At 63.2% G+C, this 20,903-nt stretch carries 14 protein-coding genes and 1 pseudogene; 13 read left to right on the top strand and 2 right to left on the bottom strand.

Features of this window, described 5'->3' with window-relative positions; genetic code table 11:
• Position 1: 1 nt before the first annotated feature.
• The 6 genes from LAC81_RS24145 to LAC81_RS24120 all read left to right on the top strand — a co-directional run bounded on the left by LAC81_RS24145 (position 2) and on the right by LAC81_RS24120 (position 9,817).
• Positions 2-859, top strand: a complete 858-nt coding sequence (locus tag LAC81_RS24145) for a serine hydrolase (RefSeq protein ID WP_223729685.1) — start codon at positions 2-4, stop codon at positions 857-859.
• Between the two features lie 35 nt (positions 860-894).
• Positions 895-2,439: an ABC transporter substrate-binding protein gene (locus LAC81_RS24140; RefSeq protein ID WP_223729684.1), complete on the top strand. Its 1,545-nt coding sequence runs from the start codon at positions 895-897 to the stop codon at positions 2,437-2,439.
• A 114-nt stretch (positions 2,440-2,553) separates the two neighbouring features.
• Positions 2,554-3,993, top strand: coding sequence for a M20 family metallopeptidase (locus LAC81_RS24135; protein ID WP_223729683.1), 1,440 nt, complete (start codon positions 2,554-2,556; stop codon positions 3,991-3,993).
• Positions 3,994-4,250: 257 nt separating this feature from the next.
• Complete coding sequence (repA, locus tag LAC81_RS24130) at positions 4,251-5,504, top strand: plasmid partitioning protein RepA (protein ID WP_113539573.1); 1,254 nt, start codon at positions 4,251-4,253, stop codon at positions 5,502-5,504.
• 5 nt (positions 5,505-5,509) lie between these two features.
• Positions 5,510-6,586, top strand: coding sequence for a plasmid partitioning protein RepB (gene repB / locus LAC81_RS24125; RefSeq protein WP_223729682.1), 1,077 nt, complete (start codon positions 5,510-5,512; stop codon positions 6,584-6,586).
• A gap of 339 nt (positions 6,587-6,925) precedes the next feature.
• Complete coding sequence (locus LAC81_RS24120) at positions 6,926-9,817, top strand: DNA translocase FtsK (RefSeq protein WP_223729681.1); 2,892 nt, start codon at positions 6,926-6,928, stop codon at positions 9,815-9,817.
• 130 nt (positions 9,818-9,947) lie between these two features.
• Here LAC81_RS24120 and LAC81_RS24115 read toward each other — a convergent pair whose 3' ends face one another.
• Positions 9,948-10,205: a hypothetical protein gene (locus LAC81_RS24115; RefSeq protein WP_223729680.1), complete on the bottom strand. Its 258-nt coding sequence runs from the start codon at positions 10,203-10,205 to the stop codon at positions 9,948-9,950.
• A gap of 113 nt (positions 10,206-10,318) precedes the next feature.
• A pseudogene (locus tag LAC81_RS24110) lies at positions 10,319-10,682 on the bottom strand (VOC family protein).
• 266 nt (positions 10,683-10,948) lie between these two features.
• Between LAC81_RS24110 and LAC81_RS24105 the strand changes: the two are divergent.
• The 7 genes from LAC81_RS24105 (at position 10,949) to LAC81_RS24075 (ending at position 20,893) form a co-directional block, all read left to right on the top strand.
• Positions 10,949-12,022, top strand: a complete 1,074-nt coding sequence (locus tag LAC81_RS24105) for a LacI family DNA-binding transcriptional regulator (RefSeq protein ID WP_223729679.1) — start codon at positions 10,949-10,951, stop codon at positions 12,020-12,022.
• A gap of 19 nt (positions 12,023-12,041) precedes the next feature.
• Entirely contained in the window at positions 12,042-12,788 is a 747-nt protein-coding gene (locus tag LAC81_RS24100) for a transporter substrate-binding domain-containing protein (protein ID WP_113539539.1), read from the top strand.
• Between the two features lie 74 nt (positions 12,789-12,862).
• Positions 12,863-14,518, top strand: coding sequence for an amino acid ABC transporter permease (locus LAC81_RS24095; protein ID WP_223729678.1), 1,656 nt, complete (start codon positions 12,863-12,865; stop codon positions 14,516-14,518).
• A gap of 10 nt (positions 14,519-14,528) precedes the next feature.
• The gene (locus tag LAC81_RS24090; RefSeq protein ID WP_328717879.1) at positions 14,529-15,191 is read left to right on the top strand and encodes an SDR family oxidoreductase; all 663 of its coding nucleotides are present in this window, start codon (positions 14,529-14,531) and stop codon (positions 15,189-15,191) included.
• A 17-nt stretch (positions 15,192-15,208) separates the two neighbouring features.
• A complete protein-coding gene (locus LAC81_RS24085) occupies positions 15,209-18,244 on the top strand; it encodes an aminotransferase class III-fold pyridoxal phosphate-dependent enzyme (RefSeq protein WP_223729676.1) in 3,036 nt (1,011 codons plus the stop codon).
• A 250-nt stretch (positions 18,245-18,494) separates the two neighbouring features.
• A complete protein-coding gene (locus tag LAC81_RS24080) occupies positions 18,495-19,643 on the top strand; it encodes an ABC transporter ATP-binding protein (protein WP_223729675.1) in 1,149 nt (382 codons plus the stop codon).
• Between the two features lie 20 nt (positions 19,644-19,663).
• Complete coding sequence (locus LAC81_RS24075) at positions 19,664-20,893, top strand: ABC transporter substrate-binding protein (RefSeq protein ID WP_223729674.1); 1,230 nt, start codon at positions 19,664-19,666, stop codon at positions 20,891-20,893.
• The last annotated feature ends 10 nt before the right edge of the window (positions 20,894-20,903 follow it).

Raw genomic sequence — 20,903 nt, 5'->3', positions numbered from 1 at the left:
GATGAGCAACGAACTCAAGTCTGGCGCGCTTGCGGCCGAGCTCAACGCTATCGCCGCTGCCGAACCCTTCGTCACCCGTTTCCTGGTGCGCAACCTTCAGACCGGCGAAACCATCGGTCGCGGCGAGCATGAGGAGACGCCATCGGCCAGCACCCGCAAGACCTCGATCATGATGGCAGCGCTGAAGGCGGTGGCCGAAGGGCGGCTTAGCCTCGATGAGCCGATCACTTACGAAGCACGTCTCAGCAAGGAAGTGGCGAGCGGCATGTTCCGCTACCTGACGCCCGGCATCGTCATTTCGCTGCGCGATGCCATCGTCGGCATGATGGTGCTGAGCGACAATGTCTGTACCAAAATGGTGTTCGAGCGCCTGACGCTCGAAGAGGTCGACAGCTACTGCAAGGCGCTCGGCATGGTGGGCACGCACCACCGTTTCCTCATTCCGCCGCTGGCGCTGAAGCCCGACCATTCGCTGGCCGACGTCACCACGACGACGGCCGCCGACCAGGTGATGCTCCTGGAACTGATCCTCGCCGCTGAGCATGATGCCACGGCTGCCGCCAGGCTTGGCATTACGGTCGAACTCGCCGCCTTTGCCGTGCAGACGCTGAAGAACCAGGTGCTGCGTTACGGCATCCGCTCGCGACTGCCCTTCGATACGGTCGCCGCCTGCAAGGGTGGTCGCGGCAAACGCGGCCGCATGGATGCCGGCGTCGTCTATCGCGACGGCAAGCCGCTCTATGCCATCGCCGCCTTTACAGACGGCGTGCCTGCGCTGATGTCCGACGGCACGCCCGGCTACACCATCGCGCTCGAAACGATCGGCAAGCTGTCACAGGCCTGCTGGCGCGCTTTTTGAACCACACACCAACAATCAGAAAAGAGAGAGGAACCATGAAGACCATACTTTTGGCCGGAACCATGCTGATGAGCGCGATCGCGCTCGGCCACGCACGCGACCTGACGGTCGCCCAGAGCTCGGACATCCGCAGCAACGAGCCCGGCGTCAACCGTGACGGCAACACAGACTCGGTGATCTTCCACATCGTTGAAGGTCTCGTCGGCTACGCCGAAAACGGCGAAGTGAAGCCGCTGCTCGCAAAGGGCTTCGAGGTTTCCGCCGATGGCCTGACCTATACGTTCAAGCTGCGCGACGACGTCAAGTTCCACAACGGCAAGCCGCTGACCGCGGAAGACGTGGTCTGGAACTGGAACCGCTACATGAAGCCGGAGACCAAGTGGACCTGTGCCGGCGACTTCGACGGCAGCAAGTCGATCAAGGTGACGAACGTGGCCGCAGCCGATGGATCCACCGTCACCATGAGCATCGAGCAGCCGTCCGCCGTCTTCCTCGGCCTGATGGCGCGGCCGGAATGCGGTTACACTGGTATCGTCTCGAAGGATTCCGTCGGTGCCGACGGCGCCTTTGCCGCACCCATCGGAACCGGACCGTTCAAGTGGGCCGAGTGGAAGAAGGGCGAGTATGTGCGGCTCGAAAAGTACGCCGACTACGTCTCGCCCGCCAATGAAGGCAAGCCGGACGGCATGGTCGGCTCGAAGCGGCCGCTTGTGGATGGCATCAAGTTCATGGTGATCCCGGACGCTTCGACGGTAAAGACGGGCCTCCTCTCCGGCGCGCTGGATACCGCTGAAATCTCGGCTGATCTCATCGCCGAGTTCAAGGACAGCGACACGATGCAGCTCATCGTCAAGCGCAACAACGGCAAGAACCTGCTCTACTTCCAGACCCGCGACAAGGTGCTGAGCAATGTGGCGGTGCGCCGTGCCATGGCCGAGGCGTTCGATCTCGACCAGCTCGTTGCCGCCGTCTCCAACGGCACTGGCGAAGCCAACGCGTCGATGGTCTCCGCGGACTCGATCTTCTATTCGGACGTCCAGAAAACCAAGATCCCGATGGATCTTGAAAAGGCGAAGAAGAACCTCGCCGACGCCGGCTACAAGGGCGAGCAGATCACCATCATCGCCAACAAGCGCGGCAACGTGCCGAGCTTCCCGGCTGCCGTCGTCGCCCAGGCGATGATGCAGCAGGTCGGCCTCAACGTGCAGATCGAGGTGCTCGACTACGCGACCCAGGTCGATCGCCGTCGTTCCGGCAACTATCAGGTGATTTCGCAGTCGGTCGCCCCGCGCCTCGACCCGGCACTGATGTACAGCTTCTACGTCGGAAACAAGGACAAGAACGCATCGCTGATGTGGGACAATCCGAAGGCGATCGAACTGATGAAGGCGGCTTACGTCGAGGCCGACCAGGCCAAGCGTCAGGCGATCTTCGACGAATTCCACAAGCTGATGCTCGAGGAAGTCCCGGGGATCTTCATGTACGACATGGTCGATATCTGGGGCGCCACCAAGAAGCTGCATGGTGAGCCCGTGTGGCAGTCCAACACCCGCCTTTGGGAAGTGACCCTCGACGACTGATCCGGCCTCGGCCCGATCCGACCAATGAGATGGCGGCCGCTCGGTCGCCATCTTCGATCCACCGATAGCAAAACTGATGCGACCGCGCCCCGCGCCGTTGCAAAAGGAAGATTCATGCCAAAATCATCCGCCCTGACTGCCCTTGTCGAAACCGTCGAGGCGCTGAAGCCCGAATTCGCCGCCATGAGCGATGCCATATGGGACCATGCGGAGCTGAGCTTCCACGAGGAACAGTCCGCAGCGGCCCAGACCGCCATGCTGGAGAAGTACGGGTTTCGCCTGACGCGCGGGCTCGCCGAAATCGCCACCGCCTTCGTCGGCGAGATCGGTGAGGGCGGCCCGGTGATCGCCTTCCTCGGCGAGTTCGATGCGCTGGCCGGGCTTAGCCAGGTGGCGGGCGTTGCCGAGGCGCAGGCGGCGGTCGAGGGTGGCACGGGTCATGGTTGCGGCCACAATCTGCTTGGCACCGGCTCGCTGCTCGCTGCCGTCGCGCTTGCCCGCTACCTCAAGGAGAACAGGCTGCCGGGCACGATACGCTATTACGGTTGCCCCGGCGAAGAGGGTGGTTCCGGCAAGACCTTCATGGCGCGCGCCGGCGTCTTTGCCGATGTCGACACGGCGTTGACCTGGCATCCGGCGCCCTTCAATGGCGTTCGCTCGACCAACAATCTCGCCGTCCTCGAAATCTACTACCGCTTCAAGGGCGTGGCCGCGCATGCATCGAATGGCGCCCATCTCGGCCGCAGCGCGCTCGATGCCCTGGAACTGATGAATGTCGGCGTCAACTTCCTAAGGGAGCACATGCCGCAGGATTGCCGCGTGCACTATGCGATCACCGATGCCGGCGGCAAGGCTGCAAACGTCGTTCAGGCCCGCGCCGAGGCGCTCTATCTCGTACGCGCGCCGCAGATGCCGGACGCCTTAGCGCTTGCCGCCCGCATCGACAAGATCGCCAAGGGAGCGGCGATGATGACGGAGACCGAGGTCGAGATCGTCTTCGACCGGGCGGCGACGAACCTCCTGCCCAACATCGCTCTGGAAACTGCAATCCACGAGAACATGGTGGCGCTGGGGCCGGTTCCCTTCGACGAGGCGGATATCGCGTTTGCCAAGGACATCCAGACGACGCTGACCCAGGAGGCGATCTCGAGCAGCATCCGCCTCTATCAGATCAAGGGCGACGTTTTCGCCAACAGCCGTCTCGACGGCTCGACAGGCCTGCACCTCGGCTTGCGCGACTTCGAGGGGCAGTCGCATTTTCGTGCCGGCTCGACCGATGTCGGCGATGTCAGCTGGAATACCCCGACCGCACAGTGCTGGGCGCCCGCCTGGGCGATCGGCACTGCGCCGCACACCTGGCAGGTCGTCGCGCAGGGCAAGAGCCCGGCCGCCCACAAGGCATTCGCCCACGCCGCGAAGTCATTGGCGGCCACGGGTCTCGACCTGATCCTCGATGCCGACCTGCTGGCACGTGCAAAGGCGGAGTGGCGCGAAAAAACGGAGGATAAACCCTATCAGTGCCCGATCCCGACCCACATCGGTCCCAAGCTCTGATTGCTAATTGACGGCTTTATCGAACGCCCGCGCCGCAGTCGCGGGCGTTTTCTTTTGCGAGATTGGCACCTTCGGCACATCGCTCGCATCCGCCTCCGATCGCGGCCGGACTCTTGACGCGAATCATAAGCTCGGGCATCTCTGTTACGGAGTTTTTCGAATAAGTGCTGATTGGCCGTATTTGAATATAATCTCTGTTAATGCCCTTCGGTCGCGTCGGACCGTCAGGTGCATGCAAGGAGTAGGGCGGAATGAATATGACGGCAACCCAGGCAAGGCAGGGCGCGGATCACTCCCAGGCCCGCCGTCCGGCCGACGAAGCGATCGCGGCGGATGCGCGCGCTCTTTCCGAACAGTTGAAGGCGATGCGCGAACGGCTTTTCCCGCCGACGGCGATGAAGACGCTTCGAAGCTTCACCTCCGGCGAGGCGGCCAAGCTGATCGGCGTTTCGGACGGCTATCTGCGCCAGCTTTCGCTTGCCGGAGAAGGTCCGCAGCCGGACACGGGCCTCGGCGGTCGCCGCTCCTATTCGCTGTCCGATATCAACGCGCTCCGCCGGCACTTGGCCGAACAGGCGCTTGCCAAGGGCAACGCCGCCAAGGCGCGCAGCTATCTGAAATGGCGCGACGCTGAAGCCGGCGAGCATCTGCAGGTGATCTCGGTCACCAACTTCAAAGGTGGCTCCGGCAAGACGACCTCGTCGGTCCACATTGCGCAATATCTGGCCATGACCGGTCACCGGGTGCTTGCCGTCGACCTCGACCCGCAGGCGTCGCTTTCGGCCCTCTTCGGCTACCAGCCGGAGCTCGATCTCACCGGCAACGACACGCTCTATGGCGCGATCCGCTACGATGCCGAAGCCCGCCCGCTCAAGGACATCATCCGCAAGACCTACTTCGACGGTCTCGATCTCGTTCCCGGCAATCTCGAGCTTCAGGAATTCGAACACACGACGCCGCAGGCACTCAGCGCCCGCCACAACGGCAGCGATGCCGGCCCGCTGTTCTTTGCCCGCGTGCAGACGGCGCTCGCCAGCGTCGCCGACGACTACGATGTCGTCATCATCGATTGCCCGCCGCAGCTCGGTTATCTGACGCTCTCGGCCCTTTGCGCGTCGACCTCCGTCATCGTCACCGTGCATCCGCAGATGCTCGACGTCGCGTCGATGAACCAGTTCCTCTACATGACGTCGGACCTTCTCAGTGTCGTGCGCGAAGCCGGCGGTGAACTGAACTTCGACTTCCTGCGCTATCTCGTCACCCGCTTCGAGCCGAACGACGGACCGCAGGCACAGATCGTCGGCTTCATGCGCTCGCTTTTCGGTGAGCGCGTACTGACCTCGGCCATGGTGAAGTCGACGGCGGTCTCTGATGCCGGCCTGACGAAGCAGACGCTGTACGAGGTCGGGCGCGAGAATTTCACGCGCGCCACCTACGACCGCGCGGTCGAATCGCTGAACGCCGTCAACGGCGAGATCGAAGCACTCATTCATGCAGCATGGGGGCGCTGATCGGTATGGCTGGTAACCGCAAGAACGAACTGCGCGCCCTGTTCTCCGGCAACGTTCCGCCGGCAGGACCGGCAGCATCGGCTGACGACACGCAATCTGCCGCAGCAACGAACGCCCAGCCCGGCAACCCTGCGACGACCAAGGCACCGCTTGCCGAAGTTCCCCGCGCGGCCTCCGGCGCGATCAAGGCCATGGGTCTTTCGCTCGGCAGCATCACCCGTGAGGCGGAAGAGGCGCGTGCACTGCGCGAAGCCTTGCACCAGGGCGAGCGCGTGGTCGAACTCGATCCGGACCTGATCGATGCTTCCTTCGTCGAGGACCGTCTGACCGACGGCGAAACCGATGATCCGGACTTCCTGGCCCTTGCCGACAGCATTCGCGACAGCGGACAGCAGTCGCCGATCCTTGTGCGCCCGCATCCGGAGAAGCAGGGCCGCTACCAGACGGCCTATGGCCACCGGCGCCTCAACGCGGTCCGCAGCCTCGGCATCAAGGTCAAGGCGATCGTCCGGCCGCTGACAGACGACGAGCTGGTGCTCGCGCAGGGCAAGGAGAACGCCGAGCGGCGCAATCTCTCCTTCATCGAGCGGGCGATGTTTGCCTCGGCACTTGCCGACCGCGGTTTCGATCGCAAGGTGATCGGCGAGGCGCTTGCCGTGCAGAAGAGCGAGTTGTCGCGTCTGATCCAGGTGGCCGAAGGCGTGCCGCCGGTCATCGCCCGCGCCATCGGCCCGGCGCCCAAGGTCGGCCGCGAGCGCTGGATGGCGTTCGGGGCACTGCTTGAAGACGAGGCCGCCGTTCAGGTCGCGCAGGAGGAGTGCCGCTCCCGCCGCTTCCTCGAAGCGGAAAGCGATCACCGTTTCCAGATCCTCTTCACCCGGCTGTCGCGCAAGCCGAAGCCGGAAACGGTAAAACCGGAAACGCTGGTCGATGCTGGCGGGCGGGCCTTTGCCAAGCTCAAGCGCGACGGCAAGAATGTCCGCATCGAGTTTGCCGCCGACGTCGATCCGGCCTTCATCGACGAAGTGGCCGAGTTGCTTGCCAGGCATCATGCGATGTTTGCGTCCGGCCGCGAAGGCTGACCGACTGCCGTTATTTCCGGGTCTAGTCGGGCCGGCGTGATGCTCTCACGCCGGCCCGATTCGTTTTCACAGCGAGGCTGGTAGTCTGCCACCACAGGTGGCCGGTCGAAGACGGAGACGGCGCCGTTCCCAAAGAAATATTTTCGACCGCGCGGCGTTGGCGACTGTCCGTCGCGCCCGCCTTGGCGGGCCGGGCCTTGGCGTGGCTTCCGGCCCACAGCGAGGCAACAATCGATCGCGGGTGACGGTCCGAAACGGGGCGTTGGAAGGGAGTTGTTAACCTTCATTTCCTATCGCTTAGGAGGCCCCGCGGCGATGTCTCTAGCTCTTCCAGGACCCATGCGTATTCCCAGGACAAACTTCTCACAGGCTGCTTTGCATGATGCAAACCAGGCGGATTATTTCGATGGTCCGCATGACGATGCGTTGAGCGGTATGCCCACCCATGAGGCGGACTCCGCCGACCCCTATCAGTTGTATGAGGCGCCGGCCGCCCCCCGCAGGCCAGCCAACCAGCAAACCGAAACCGTAAACCGTGCTGTCCGTCTTTACGGGCAGGGATCGGCCTATGCGCCGGCACAGGTGACGACGATGACGAGCGAACCCCTGCCGACTCTTTCCGAGATCGCCGGCCACTACGGCGATTCGACGTGGGAGAGCCATTTCTTCCTGGCGCCGAACGTGCGTTTCACCCGTACGCCGGAGCGCGAATTCATGAAGCGGCGCGCACCGCAGGTCGAGGAAAGCGAAGCGGCGAGAGAAGAAGCCTCGGCAACCGAAGTCGAAGCGGTAACCGTCGAGGTGACGGTCGAGCCTGCGCCGGTTTCCGTGGAAACCGTCGAGCCCCCTATGGCGGCTCCGGTTGAGCCGACGCAGACGGAAGCGCCGGCGACCGCCGTCGAAGATGCGCCGCAGCCCGAGGCCACACTGCCATCCTATAGTCCGTCCGAACTGTTGCGGATGCTGACGAACCAGCTGCCGACCTGGACCGCGGCGCAAAACACGATCGAACCGGCGATGCTCGAGCGTGTCGAAGCTCCGACCGATGACGGTGCAGTACTTGCGCCGGTTCTGACGCCGCCGCTCGCCGTTTCGGTGCCGGTCGCTGAGGTGCAGCCCGCGCCCGCTCAGGCCACAGCCGACGCTCCCGTCGATCAGAGCGCTGCGCATTCTGTCTTCCTGTCGGATTTCGCCTTCTTCGAATTCGGCCCGGCCGATGATGCCGAGGTTGCCGGCGCGGAAGCCGCGCATCCGAAGCCGTTTGTCGAGACGACCGCCCCGACACCGATGACACCCGTCGTCGCTCCCGCCGCCGTTGCGCCCGCCTTGGTCACGCCGCCGGCGCCCGTGCGCCCGGTTGAAATCCGCCGCATGCCGCCGACGGCGATCACCTCGTTGTTCCGCGTCGTCGACGTCCGCGGCGCAAAGCCGGAGGATGTGCCAGCACAGCAACCGCTTGCTGTCACCGCTGACGCCGTTGCCGACGTCGCGTCGGCACCCGTTGCCGTGGCTGAAGCGCCAGTGTCTGTAGCCGCTGCGGAAATCATCGAGGCCGAACCCGTCGAAATCGAGCAACCGGCGCCGGTCGCCACGAAGGCGGCGATCACCATGCCGGCGCAGGTCACCCGCGCCCCCAGCAACATGCCGGCCATCGGTTCGACCGACCGTGCTCCGAGCGCCGACGGCTACGAATTCCCATCCGAAGAGTTGTTGCAGGAAGCGCCCGTCGGCCAGGGCTTCTTCATGACGCAGGAGCAGCTGGAACAGAATGCCGGCCTGCTCGAAAGCGTGCTCGAAGATTTCGGCGTCAAGGGCGAGATCATCCATGTTCGCCCCGGCCCGGTCGTCACGCTCTATGAATTCGAGCCGGCGCCTGGCGTGAAATCGTCGCGCGTCATCAATCTTGCCGACGACATCGCCCGCTCCATGTCGGCCCTTTCGGCCCGCGTCGCTGTCGTTCCCGGCCGCAACGTCATCGGTATCGAACTGCCGAACGCCACCCGTGAGACTGTCTATTTCCGCGAGCTGATCGAATCCGTCGATTTCCGCAAGACCGGCTACAAGCTGGCGCTTTGCCTCGGCAAGACGATCGGTGGTGAGCCTGTCATTGCCGAGCTCGCGAAGATGCCGCATCTGCTGGTCGCCGGCACCACCGGCTCGGGCAAGTCGGTGGCGATCAACACCATGATCCTGTCGCTGCTCTATCGGCTGAGCCCGGACCAGTGCCGCCTGATCATGGTCGATCCGAAGATGCTCGAGCTCTCCGTCTATGACGGCATTCCGCATCTGCTCACCCCCGTCGTTACCGACCCGAAGAAGGCGGTCATGGCGCTGAAGTGGGCCGTGCGCGAGATGGAAGATCGTTATCGCAAGATGTCGCGGCTCGGTGTCCGCAATATCGACGGCTACAACCAGCGCGCCGCCGCCGCCCGTGAAAAGGGTGAGCCAGTGATGTGCACGGTCCAGACCGGCTTCGAGAAGGGCACCGGCGAGCCGTTGTTCGAGCAGCAGGAAATGGATCTGGCGCCGATGCCCTACATCGTCGTCATCGTCGACGAGATGGCCGATCTGATGATGGTCGCCGGCAAGGAGATCGAAGGCGCGATCCAGCGCCTGGCGCAGATGGCGCGTGCGGCCGGTATCCACCTGATCATGGCGACGCAGCGTCCTTCGGTCGACGTCATTACCGGCACGATCAAGGCGAACTTCCCGACCCGCATCTCGTTCCAGGTGACCTCGAAGATCGACAGCCGCACGATCCTTGGCGAACAGGGCGCCGAACAGCTGCTCGGCCAGGGCGACATGCTGCACATGCAAGGCGGCGGACGCATCGCCCGTGTCCACGGTCCCTTCGTTTCCGACCTCGAAGTCGAACACGTGGTCGCGCATCTGAAGACCCAGGGGCGTCCGGAATACCTCGAGACCGTCACGGCCGACGAGGAGGAAGAAGAGCCCGAAGAAGAGACGCCGGTCTTCGACAAGAGCGCGCTTGCCTCCGAAGACGGCAACGAGCTCTACGACCAGGCGGTCAAGGTGGTCTTGCGCGACAAGAAGTGCTCGACGTCCTACATCCAGCGCCGCCTCGGCGTCGGTTACAACCGTGCCGCTTCGCTGGTCGAGCGCATGGAGAAGGAAGGCCTCGTCGGCCCGGCAAACCATGTCGGCAAGCGCGAGATCATCTACGGCAACCGCGATCACATGAGCGCGCCCGACAACGACGACATGGATTGAGGGATTCCGCCCTTGGGCGAACCTCAGGCTTGAACAAAAACCGGCCGCGAAGCCCGCGCTTCGCGGCCTTTTGTTTGCGTGGAAGCTGCAGAGACGGAAGTGACGGCGCAACATATGGCGCGAGCGTGACCTACTTCACCGCGAACGCAGCGTCTGAAATTCTGGGTCGGGCTCCCCAATCCTGCTCGGTCATGGCATCAAAACTGCCGTAGTATAGCTCGTCATCGCAGTTCCAGACGCAGAGAATCGGAACGTTGCCGCTAACGAGAGCGAGACCGACGACGGTACTATTCGCATCGATGATCTTGCTTGTCGCCTCGATCGTTCGCTCTGTGGCGGGGAACCGGTCGAGCAACTGGTGGACCTCAACGGCCCCCCATTCCGCCATGCCATATGGACCCTCAGGAGGGCGGTCGTCGACCGGTCGGAGAACTCGATGCGAAGAGAGATCGGATTGGTCCAATTCAAGACCACATTGAAGCTGAACAAATTCGCGCTGATCTATTGTATCTTCATTCCGGCGATGACGAAGGCGGCGTAGTAGTTGGGCCCGTAGTGGACCCGCAGGCCGGGTGCGCCATTTTCCCGGCCGCGGCGGCTTGATGGAATTTTGTCGACGGCCCGTCGGTTCGGTGCCGCAAGGGCAAGGTGGAAATCCGGCCCCTCGTCCTTCCCGGCGGAGCTTGATCGCCAGCTTGTCCCCGCCCCCTGGAGCGCCATAGCCGACGACCTGGTCAGCCTCGCCCGGCCGAATGTCGTCCCAGACCCGCACATAGCCAAGCGGCGCCAATGCGGTATCGTAGAACCGGGCCGCGCGCTCGATGTCGGCGACGCCGAAGGATATATGATGAAGCGTGGCGGTCAAATCCGGTTGCTCGATAGGCTGCAACAGATACCGGACTGCGAAGGTCTGCAATTCCTTCTGAAACGAAAGGCTCTTCAAAAGGCAGCCAGGATCGCGCATGACTCTGCACGACACGGCCCGTTCTGTTCTCCTAGCGCGTATTGGGAGCAAGGCCACCCGGCATTCGCGTCCTCTCTTTAAAATAAAAACGTTTTTATTTTTCTTGAAAACGTTTTTATTGGCTGTTACCTCTATGCTCAAGGAGATGCTGACGCCTGGGAGGGTGCATGGCGACGGAGATGCACAGGGCGCGGCGCACACCGACGCCGACGATCAAGACCCTGGCCGAGATGACGGGCTATTCCATCGCCACGATCTCGAAGGCGTTGCGCGAGTCCCCCGTGGTCGCCCCGGCGACAAGAGACATCATCTACAAGGCGGCGCGGGAGGTCGGCTACCAGGCGAACGCCCGTGGCATGGCACTGCGTACCGGCAAGAGCTTTCAAGCCGCGGTGCTGATGCCGGTGACTGCCGCGCGCGATTATGAATGGGACGGCGTCGAATACACCCAGACCTTGAGCGGCATCAGCCAGGCGCTCGACGGTACGGACTATCGCATGTCGGTGCATGTCATCCGCGACGCCGCCGACGGCGCCGAAGCGGCGCGCCGCATCGTCGATCAGGGACTTGCCGACGGGCTGATCTTCTCCGGCATTCTCGCCGAAGATCCCCGCATCGATCTGCTCGTCACCGAGCACTTTCCCTTCGTCTCCATGGGCCGCTGCCGCAAGGATCTCGACTATGCCCATGTCGACATCGACAACGAATGGGCCGCGCATGCGGCGACCGCGCGGCTGATCGCGGGCGGCCACCGTCGGATTGCGCTGGTCAATCCTGAGCGGCGGCTGTCCTATGCGCTCGACAGGATCGACGGCTTCGTCCGGGCGTTTCGCGAGGCAGGTCTCGACGCGCCGATGGACCTGATCGCCGAAGGCGATCTCTCGACCCATTTCGGCCGGCAAGCGGCCATTGACTTCCTGCAGGTCGAGGAGACCCCGACCGCCTTCGTCTGCATCAACGAATCCACCACGCTCGGCGTGCTCTCGGGGCTCGGCAGTCTTGGGCGCCAGATCGGCGTCGATGTCGACGTCATCGCCTATGACGATATCAATGTCAGTGCCTATTTCACGCCGCCGATCACCACCTTCTACCAGCCGATCGAGGTGCTCGGCCGCACGCTCGGGCAGTTCCTGTTGCGCCGGATGGAGGGGGACGACCCCGTGGCGCTGCGGCAGGTGTTCAGGCCAACGTTGATCGCACGGCAGCCCGACAATCTCGGCGGCCGCCTGATCCAAAGTTAATCATCCAAGGAGGAGAACCATGAAGAAACTGATGATTGCCCTGGCCATTGCGGCCCTTGCTTCGAGCGTGTCCCATGCCGCCGATCTCGGCGGCAAGCTGCTGAAGGTCGGATCCGACACCACCTCGCCGCCGATGGAGAGCATCGATCCGGCCACCGGACAGGTCGTTGGCTTCGACGTCGACGTGGTCAACGCAGTCTGCGCCAAGATCAACTGCCAGGCAGAGTTCATCACGACCGGCTGGGACGGCATCTTCGCAGCCCTCGACCAGGGCAGCTTCGATCTCGTCGCATCGGGCGTCTCGATCACCGAGGAACGCAAGAAGGCGATGGATTTTTCCGATCCCTACATTGTCAACAGCCAGGCCGTGCTGATGCGGGCTGACGATCAGGGCATCACGCTTACAGCCTTCAAGGAGGCCGGCAGAAAGCTCTCTGCCCAGGCGAACACGACCGATGCCCAGGTCGCCGAGAGTGTCGTCGGCAAGGAGAACGTCGCCGCTTACGATACGTTCAGCGCCGCCATTATCGCGCTGAAAAACAAGGACGTCGACGGCGTCGTCATCAACGGCGCCAATGCGGCCGCCTACGAGCGTGAGTTTGCCGGCGAGCTCGTCGTCGCCATCAAGGACCTGGAATCCGATCCGCTCGGCCTCGTCTTCCGCAAGGGCGACGAAAACGTCGCGGCCTTCAACGAGGGCCTGAAGATGATCAAGGACGACGGCACGCTCGACCAACTCGTCAACAAGTATTGGGGCCTGAAGTAAGTTCTCAATGCCGATCGGACCCGGAGCATGCTCCGGGTCCTCCGTCTGTCTAATCTATGCCCCCGGAGGAATGAATGTCGTTCCTGAGAAGCGTGCGTCCGAGCAATCTCATCATCCTGACCGCGCTGCCCTTCATCATCTATCTCTTCATTTCCTCCGGCGACTATCAGCGCTCGTTGAAGGCGATCCTCGGTGTCGAAAACGGCTCGTCAGCCTTCGTGCCGGGCTTTCTGGCGCTGGCGATCGCGTTCGCCTCGGGTATCGCCGTGCTCGTGCTGTCGCGCGCGAAAGCGCCGCGTCCGCGCTTGGCAAACGTGGCGGCGCTGCTCAATCTCGCTGCGGCCGCCGTTCTCGTCATCGGCCACAATATCCATCCCTTCATCGCATCCGTCGTCGCCAATGGCGTCGATCCGTTCAAGTCTACGCTGATCGTCAAGGGCATGACCCCGCGGCAACTGACCGAAGCTGCGGATCTGATGGTGCAGGGTGTCGAGGCCTGGCTGTTTCCTGCCTATTTCGCCGTTACCCTGGCTGGCCTCGGTCTCCATTTCCTGAGCGGCCGTGACGATGCCCCTTCCGATGGAAAGGCGCGGCGCGTCGCCCGCTGGATGATCGGCCTGGTCAACGGCGCCGGTCTCGTCTTCGTCTTCTTCTTCGCCCACATCGCCTTTGCGGCCGGTGTGGCGACCACCATTCGTGCGGCGATCGCCGCCTATCTTCTCGCAGCGCTCATGGGGCTCGTCTGGGTCGGGCTGCTGCAACTGCATTCGACGGTCAGGACGAGCCTCTATTTCTCGATTGCCACGCTGGTGCTGGCCGTTTCAGCCGGCTGGTTCCTCATGCAGCCGCGCGACACCTACGTGTTGGCCGGTACGCTGGACGGCAAGGTCGGTATCGTCACCAACACGCCGGCGGGCCTGATCAGCGCCGTGCGCTTCGGCCAGTATGACGGTGCACCGCAGACGGAAACACCGGTGCGCACCTTTGTCGGCCCGGCCGAGGCGCTCGCCTCGATAGCCAAGAGCGAGGGCGTTTCGGGGGCGCTGCTGCCAGCTGCTTCCGCGCCGGCTGATATGCCCGTCCTCTGGAAGACCGAGGCACTGAACGACCGCGATCGTGCCGCCGGCGTCACCGTCGCCGTCCTTGCGATCATCCTTGGCCTACTCACTTTCGGCGGCTACCTGCATCAGCGCCATCCGCTGGCGATCGGATCGGAGTTCATCGTCGACACGATCCGCGGCATTCCGATGCTGGTGATCGTGCTCTATGTCGGCCTGCCCTTGAGCGGGGCGCTGAAGGACGCGACGCAAGGGGTTCTCGATCCGCCGAACCTCATGCGCGGCATCGTCGCCATGGCGCTTGCTTATTCGGCCTATCTTGCCGAAATCTTCCGCTCGGGCATCAACGCCATCCCCGTCGGCCAGGTCGAAGCGGCACGCAGTATCGGCCTCAACCGCTGGCAGACGGCGCGCCTCGTCGTGCTGCCGCAGGCTTTCCGCATCATCATTCCACCGCTCGGCAACGAACTGATCGCGATCCTCAAGGACACGTCGCTACTGTCGATCCTGTCGATCCGCGACATCACCCAGCGCATGCGCGAGTTCCAGTCGGCAAGCTTTCTGCCGTTTGCACCCTATAACTCGGCGGCGATCTTCTACATCTTCCTGACGCTGGCCGCGGCCAGCCTCGTCAACATGATCGAGCGGAAATATGACATCAAGCACCGCTAGACCCCGCACGGTGCTGATCACTGGCACCTCCCGCGGGCTCGGCGCGGAGCTCGCGCGGCTCTACACCGAGGACGGTTGGCGGGTGGTCGCCTGCCAGCGGGGACCGGTCCCGACTGAAGGGGTGACGGATCGGCTGGCGCTGGACGTTGCCGATCCGGCATCGATCAACGCTCTGGGGCTATCGCTCCAGGGCGTCGCGATCGATCTCCTGATCAACAATGCGGCTGTGCGCGGCGATATCGGCGGCCTCGCGACGCTGGAGCCGGATGATTTTCTCGATGTGATGCGGGTCAACGCGCTAGCGCCGCTGCTGGTGACGCGGGCGCTCCTTTCGAACCTGCGCGCCGGCGAACATAGCGTCGTCGCCAATATCAGCAGCCGCGCCGGGTCGCTCGCCGAAGGCACGCTCGACGATGACGACGGCGACTATGCCTATCGCTGCTCCAAGGCGGCGCTGAACATGGCGACGGTCAAGCTCGCGCAGGATTTGAAGGCCGACGGGATCTCCGTCGTCTCGCTGCATCCCGGCTGGGTGCAGACGGACATGGGCGGCAGCGAGGCCGTCGTTTCGGTGGAAGCGAGCGCGGCCGGGCTGAAGGCGATCATCGACAGCACAGGTTTGGCCGATAGCGGCAGTTTCCGCGCCTATGACGGGCGGCGGGTTTCGTGGTGACAGGACAGGCAGGCAAAATGGCAGAGCGTGATTTGAGAACCGAGCAGGAACTGGCGATGATCCGTGCCTGGCTCAAGGAGACCTACGGCATCGATGCGAGCCTCTCGCCGCTGCCGGGTGAGCACGATCTCAATTATCGCGTCACTGCCACCGATGGTGGCGAGTTCCTGCTGAAGCTGCATGCGGCCGGTGATGCGGACGAACTCGACATGCAGGTGGCGGTGCTTGAACACCTTGCCGCCAAATCGACGGATCTGTCGATTTCCCGCGCGTTTCGCGATCGCTCCGGAGCTGTCACAAGCGGGATCGAGCTTCGCGGCCGGCGCATGGCGCGGCTTCTTTCCTGGCTGCAGGGCGATATCTGGGCCAAGGCGGCAGTGCGCAATGTCGCCAGCGCCGAGAGCCTCGGTCGCCTGCTGGCCGGGCTCGACCGCAGCCTCGAAGGGTTCGTCCATGCCGGCGCGAAGCGGTTTTATGCCTGGGACATTGGACGCGCCGACATGCACCGCAAGCATGTGGAATTGATCGACGGCGCGGACAAGCGCGCGGCAGTCGATGCGATTCTGGATCATTTCGCCACAACGGTTCTGCCGCGCCTTGCGACCTGCCCGGTGCAGGTCATTCACAACGACGCCAACGACTACAACGTGCTGCTCGACAATGACGGAATGGTCAGCGGCCTGCTCGATTTCGGCGACATGGTCGAGACCTGGCGCGTCATCGAGGTCGCCGTTGCATCGGCCTACGCGCTGATCGCTTCTGACGACCCGGTTGGCACGATTGCTGCCCTCGCCGGGGCCTACCATCAGGTCAATCCGCTAACCGAAACGGAAGTCGAGCTGGTCTTTGATCTCGTCAAGACCCGCTACGCCGTCAGCATGCGCATGGCGGCAAAGCAGATCCGCGACAATCCCGAGAATACGTATCTGCTCGTCAGCCAGGAGGATGTCTGGCGCGAGTTGAGCCGCCTGCAATGCGAAAATCGCGTGATTGCCATCGCGCGCATCCGCGATGCCTGCGGCCTTGCGCCTATCCCGCATGCCGCGGAAGTGGTTCGCTGGCTGGAAAGGAACGCGCATGAATTCGCGCCGATCGTTCGCCCTTCGGTCAAAAAGCCGAAGGTGAAGGTGTTCGATTTCTCCGCCGCCGGCCCGGAGGCCGCGCAATGGTCGAGCCTCAACGCGGCGGAAGCCGACGCCCGTATTGCGGCGCAGATCGGCAGCGACGGCGCCACCTTCGGCATCGGCCTCTATGGCGAGGACCGTGGTATCTATCAGGGCGACGCCTATGCGACGGCAATCGAGGGTGCTAGGCGCTCGGTGCACCTCGGCGTTGACATCTTCGCGCCGGCAGACGAGCCGGTCTCGGCGTCTTTTGCCGGCAAGGTCGCTTTCATTCATGACGATGCCGTCGCGCATGGTTTCGGTCCGACCGTACTTCTCGAGCACGACATCGAAAACGGCGTTCGCTTCTGGACGCTCTACGGCCACCTGTCGCGCGACAGCATTGCCAAGCTCTCCGAGGGGCAGGCGATCGCCAAGGGCGAAGTCTTCGCGGCCTTCGGTGCCGCGGACGAAAACGGCAACTGGGCGCCGCATCTGCATTTCCAGGTCGTCACTGACCATCTCGGCCTTGGCGGCCGCATGCATGGCGTCGGTGTCGGCGACCAGTGGGAGGTCTGGCGCGAGGTGAGCCCGGACCCGAGCGTGGTCCTCGGCCTTTCGGTCCCGGTTTCGGTGATCGTCCCGCGCGACAAGGCCTTTCTCGTGCGTGAGCGCCATCGTCGTATCGGCCGGTCGCTGAGCATTGCCTATAGCGCTGCACCGTTGAAGATCGTCGGCGGCGAGGGCGCGCATCTGATCGACGAGGAAGGCACGCGTTGGCTCGACATGGTCAATAATGTCTGCCACGTCGGCCATTGCCACCCGCGCGTCGTCAAAGCCGCGCAGACGCAGATGCAGCGGCTGAACACCAATTCGCGCTACCTGCACGATTCGCTGGTCGAATATTCCCGCAGGCTCGCCGCGCAGTTTCCGGACCCGCTCAACGTCTGCTTCTTCGTCAATTCCGGTAGCGAGGCGAACGACCTCGCGATCCGGCTGGCGCGTGCCTATACCGGCAATCGCGATATCATCACCGTCGACCACGCCTATCATGGCCATTTGTCGAGCCTGATCGACGTCAGCCCCTACAAATTCGCCGGCAAGGGCGGGGAGGGGCAGGCGGCGCATGTGAAGGTCGCCGAAATGCCGGATCTCTATCGCGGGCGCTTTCGCTATGGCGATGTGGATGCGGGCCTGAAATATGCCGAAGACGTGCGCAACCAGGTTGCGGCTCTCGCTGCCGCTGGTCGACGCCCGGCGCTGTTCTTCAGCGAAGGCATTCTTGGAACCGGCGGGCAGCTATCGCTGCCGGAGGGGTATCTACGCGAGGCCTATGCGCATGTGCGCGCCGCCGGTGGCCTCTGCCTTGCCGACGAGGTACAGGTCGGCTTCGGCCGTGTGGGCAGGCACATGTGGGCGCATGAACTCCAGGGCGTCGTGCCTGATATCGTCACCATGGGCAAGCCGATCGGCAACGGCCACCCGATGGCGGCGGTCGTCACGACCGAAGCGATCGCGGCCTCGTTTGCCAACGGCATGGAGTATTTCAACACCTTCGGCGGCAATCCGGTCTCGGCCGAGATCGGCCTTGCCGTGCTCGACGTCATCCGTGACGAGCGGCTGATGCATCATTGCCGCGTCGTCGGCGACAGGCTGATGGACGGTGCACGGGCACTCGCTCAAAAGCACGCGATCATCGGCGACGTCAGAGGGCACGGCCTCTTCAACGGCATCGAGCTGGTGCGTGACCGCGAAACGCAGGAGCCGGCTGCGCGTGAGCTCGATTTCGTCATTGCCGAGATGAAGCGCAAGCACCGCATTCTCCTGAGCAGCGAGGGGCCGCACCACAATGTGCTGAAGGTGAAGCCGCCGGCGCCCTTCAGTGCTGAGGATTGCGACCGTTTCCTCGATGCATTGGACGATACGCTTGGGCGGTTGGCTTCGAGATGACGTCAATTCCGGGCGGAAATCGGCTTCACATTTTTCCCGGAATTGCTCTAACCATCTGACGAAAAAGTCAAAACGGCCGCCCTCAGGTGGCCGTTTTGCTGTCTACCGTGTCTTCAGCGGTAAAATCCGATCGACGCGATTTTTCGCTTTACAAGAAAGTTAAACGTTTTTATCGTGCATATAAACGTTTAACTTTGTGCTGCGACCGGGCTGATGGTCATAGCAGTGCACCGCCGGCAGGGAGGGCCCGTTGGCAGCGATCCGCATCGACAATTTGCGCAAAGGCTTTGGTTCGCTCGAAGTCTTGAAGGGTATCAACCTCGATATCGCCGATGGCGAGTTCGTCTGCTTCCTCGGTCCGTCCGGCTGCGGCAAGAGCACGCTGCTGCGCTCGATCGCCGGTCTCGAGGATCTCGATGGTGGCTCGATCCACCTTGGTGACCGCGACATCACCGACGTCGCCTCGGCCAAGCGCGATATCGCCATGGTCTTCCAGAACTACGCGCTCTATCCGCACATGAACGTGCGCAAGAACCTGTCCTTCGGCCTGGCGCTGAACGGCATGAAGCGCGACGAGATTGATCGGCGCGTCGACAATGCTGCCGACATCCTGCGCATCAAGGAGCTGCTTGCCCGCAAGCCGCGCCAGCTCTCGGGCGGCCAGCGTCAGCGCGTGGCGATCGGCCGCGCGATCGTGCGTGAACCGAAACTCTTTCTGCTCGACGAGCCGCTGTCGAACCTCGATGCCGGGCTTCGTGTCACCATGCGCGTCGAACTGGCGGCGCTGCATGAGCGTCTCGGCGTGACGATGATCTACGTCACCCACGACCAGGTGGAAGCGATGACGCTTTCCGATCGTGTCGTGGTGCTCGACAAGGGCAAGGTCAGCCAGTTCGGCACGCCGCTCGAACTCTTCTACCAGCCGGCCAACCTTTTCGTTGCCGGCTTCATCGGTTCGCCGCGCATGAACTTCGTGACGACCGAGGTGACATCGCAGGCCGATACTTCGGTGACGCTTGCCGGCGGAGGTCTCGCCCATCCGCTCACGCTCGAAATGCTCACGGCCGCACCGGTCGCCAAGCCCAAGTCGGTGACGCTCGGCATTCGTCCGGACAAGATCGAGCTGGTTTCGGCCGAGGAAGGTCACCTCGTCGGCGATGTGCGCCTGGTCGAACGGCTCGGCACCGAAAGTCACGTCCATATCAGCCTTGAAAACGGCGGCGACATGACCGCGGTCGTGCGTGGCACGCATCCGGTTTCCGCCCGCGAGCGCGTGCACCTGCGTCTGCCGGCCGAGCATTGCCATCTGTTCGATGGCGAGGGGCAGGCGGTCGCGCGCAGGCTCGATGTCGAGACGCAGGCGCTCATCAATCAGGAAAAGGCAAAGCGGGTCGCGTAACCCGTATGAGGAGGAGAAGCATGCTTAACAGGAAGTCGATCATCGGCTCGCTGATGGTTCTGGCGATGGCCGGAACCGCAACGGCCCGCGCGGAAGAAGTGCTGCGTTTTGCGACCTGGGACACGGATGAAAGCCTGGCGATCCAGCAGGAAATCGCCAAGAAGTTCGAGGAAAAGCACCCGGGCGTGAAGGTTCAGGTCGAGCCCTACGCAGACGGCTACGATCAGAAGCTGATCGCCGCCTTCGGCGCCGGCAACCCGCCTGACGTCATGTATATGTGGAACTTCCCGCAGTACTACACGTCGCTGAAGCCGCTCGACGATCTGATCGCCAAGGACGCGGCCGAGATCAAGCCGGACGATTTCCCGAAGGGTCTGATGAACACGGTTCGTGTCGAGGGCAAGACCTACGGCATGCCGTCGGGCTTCACCACGCAAGTCGTCTTCTACAACAAGGACATGTTCGCCAAGGCCGGCGTCGAGGAGCCGAAGGACGGCTGGACCTGGGACGACCTGCGCGCCAAGGCTGCCAAGTTCCGTGACGAGCCGAACAAGGTTTACGGCTTTGCCGTCGACGCCAAGCCGGATCCGTACGACTTCGAGCAGTTCCTCTGGTCGAACGGCACGAAATACATCTCCGACGACGGCAAGCAGATCGACGGCTACATGAACAGCGATGCGGCTGCGCAGGTGCTCGACATGTTCGGCGATATGGCCAAGAAGCAGGAAGCGATCACGCTGAACCTCGGCGACGACACGTCGGGCAGCACGCTCTTCAAGGGCGGCAAGATCGCCATGTTCCAGAGCGCCATGTGGTCGAAGTCCGGCATCGATGCATCCGGCATCAAGTATGGCGTGGCGCCGCTGCCGAAGTTCGGCGACAAGACCGCGCATTCGGCGCTCGGCGTCTCGGCGATCTCGATCGCCAAGGATGCGGCCCATCCGGACCTCGCCTGGGAATTCGTCAAGTTCTTCTCGTCGCCCGAAGCCGTTGCCATGCGCGTCAACGACCTGCCGGTTCGCACCAGCGTCGCGGAAGAAAAGGGCATGACCAAGGACCCGATCTACAAGCCCTTCTTCGACATCCTCGCGACCTCCAACACCGAGACCCATGCGTTCCTGAAGAACGCCAACTGGGGCAAGGTCCAGGACAATCTCGCCCGTGCCATCGAGGCGACGATGATCGATCAGGGCAATGCCAAGCAGCATCTCGACGAGGCGGTTGCCCGCTCGAAGCGGCTGATCAAGTAAGAAAAGGGAG

It is taken from the genome of Ensifer adhaerens (genome assembly GCF_020035535.1).
In the GTDB taxonomy this organism is placed as follows: domain Bacteria; phylum Pseudomonadota; class Alphaproteobacteria; order Rhizobiales; family Rhizobiaceae; genus Ensifer.
The sequence above is the reverse complement of the archived record's forward strand: the minus strand, read 5'-3'. Positions and strand labels throughout refer to the sequence as shown.

Coding starts and splice junctions, on each gene's coding strand:
- LAC81_RS24145 (WP_223729685.1), top strand. CDS start 2: ATGAGCAACGAACTCAAGTCTGGCGCGCTTGCGGCCGAGCTCAACGCT.
- LAC81_RS24140 (WP_223729684.1), top strand. CDS start 895: ATGAAGACCATACTTTTGGCCGGAACCATGCTGATGAGCGCGATCGCG.
- LAC81_RS24135 (WP_223729683.1), top strand. CDS start 2,554: ATGCCAAAATCATCCGCCCTGACTGCCCTTGTCGAAACCGTCGAGGCG.
- repA (WP_113539573.1), top strand. CDS start 4,251: ATGACGGCAACCCAGGCAAGGCAGGGCGCGGATCACTCCCAGGCCCGC.
- repB (WP_223729682.1), top strand. CDS start 5,510: ATGGCTGGTAACCGCAAGAACGAACTGCGCGCCCTGTTCTCCGGCAAC.
- LAC81_RS24120 (WP_223729681.1), top strand. CDS start 6,926: ATGCGTATTCCCAGGACAAACTTCTCACAGGCTGCTTTGCATGATGCA.
- LAC81_RS24115 (WP_223729680.1), bottom strand. CDS start 10,205: ATGGCGGAATGGGGGGCCGTTGAGGTCCACCAGTTGCTCGACCGGTTC.
- LAC81_RS24105 (WP_223729679.1), top strand. CDS start 10,949: ATGGCGACGGAGATGCACAGGGCGCGGCGCACACCGACGCCGACGATC.
- LAC81_RS24100 (WP_113539539.1), top strand. CDS start 12,042: ATGAAGAAACTGATGATTGCCCTGGCCATTGCGGCCCTTGCTTCGAGC.
- LAC81_RS24095 (WP_223729678.1), top strand. CDS start 12,863: ATGTCGTTCCTGAGAAGCGTGCGTCCGAGCAATCTCATCATCCTGACC.
- LAC81_RS24085 (WP_223729676.1), top strand. CDS start 15,209: ATGGCAGAGCGTGATTTGAGAACCGAGCAGGAACTGGCGATGATCCGT.
- LAC81_RS24075 (WP_223729674.1), top strand. CDS start 19,664: ATGCTTAACAGGAAGTCGATCATCGGCTCGCTGATGGTTCTGGCGATG.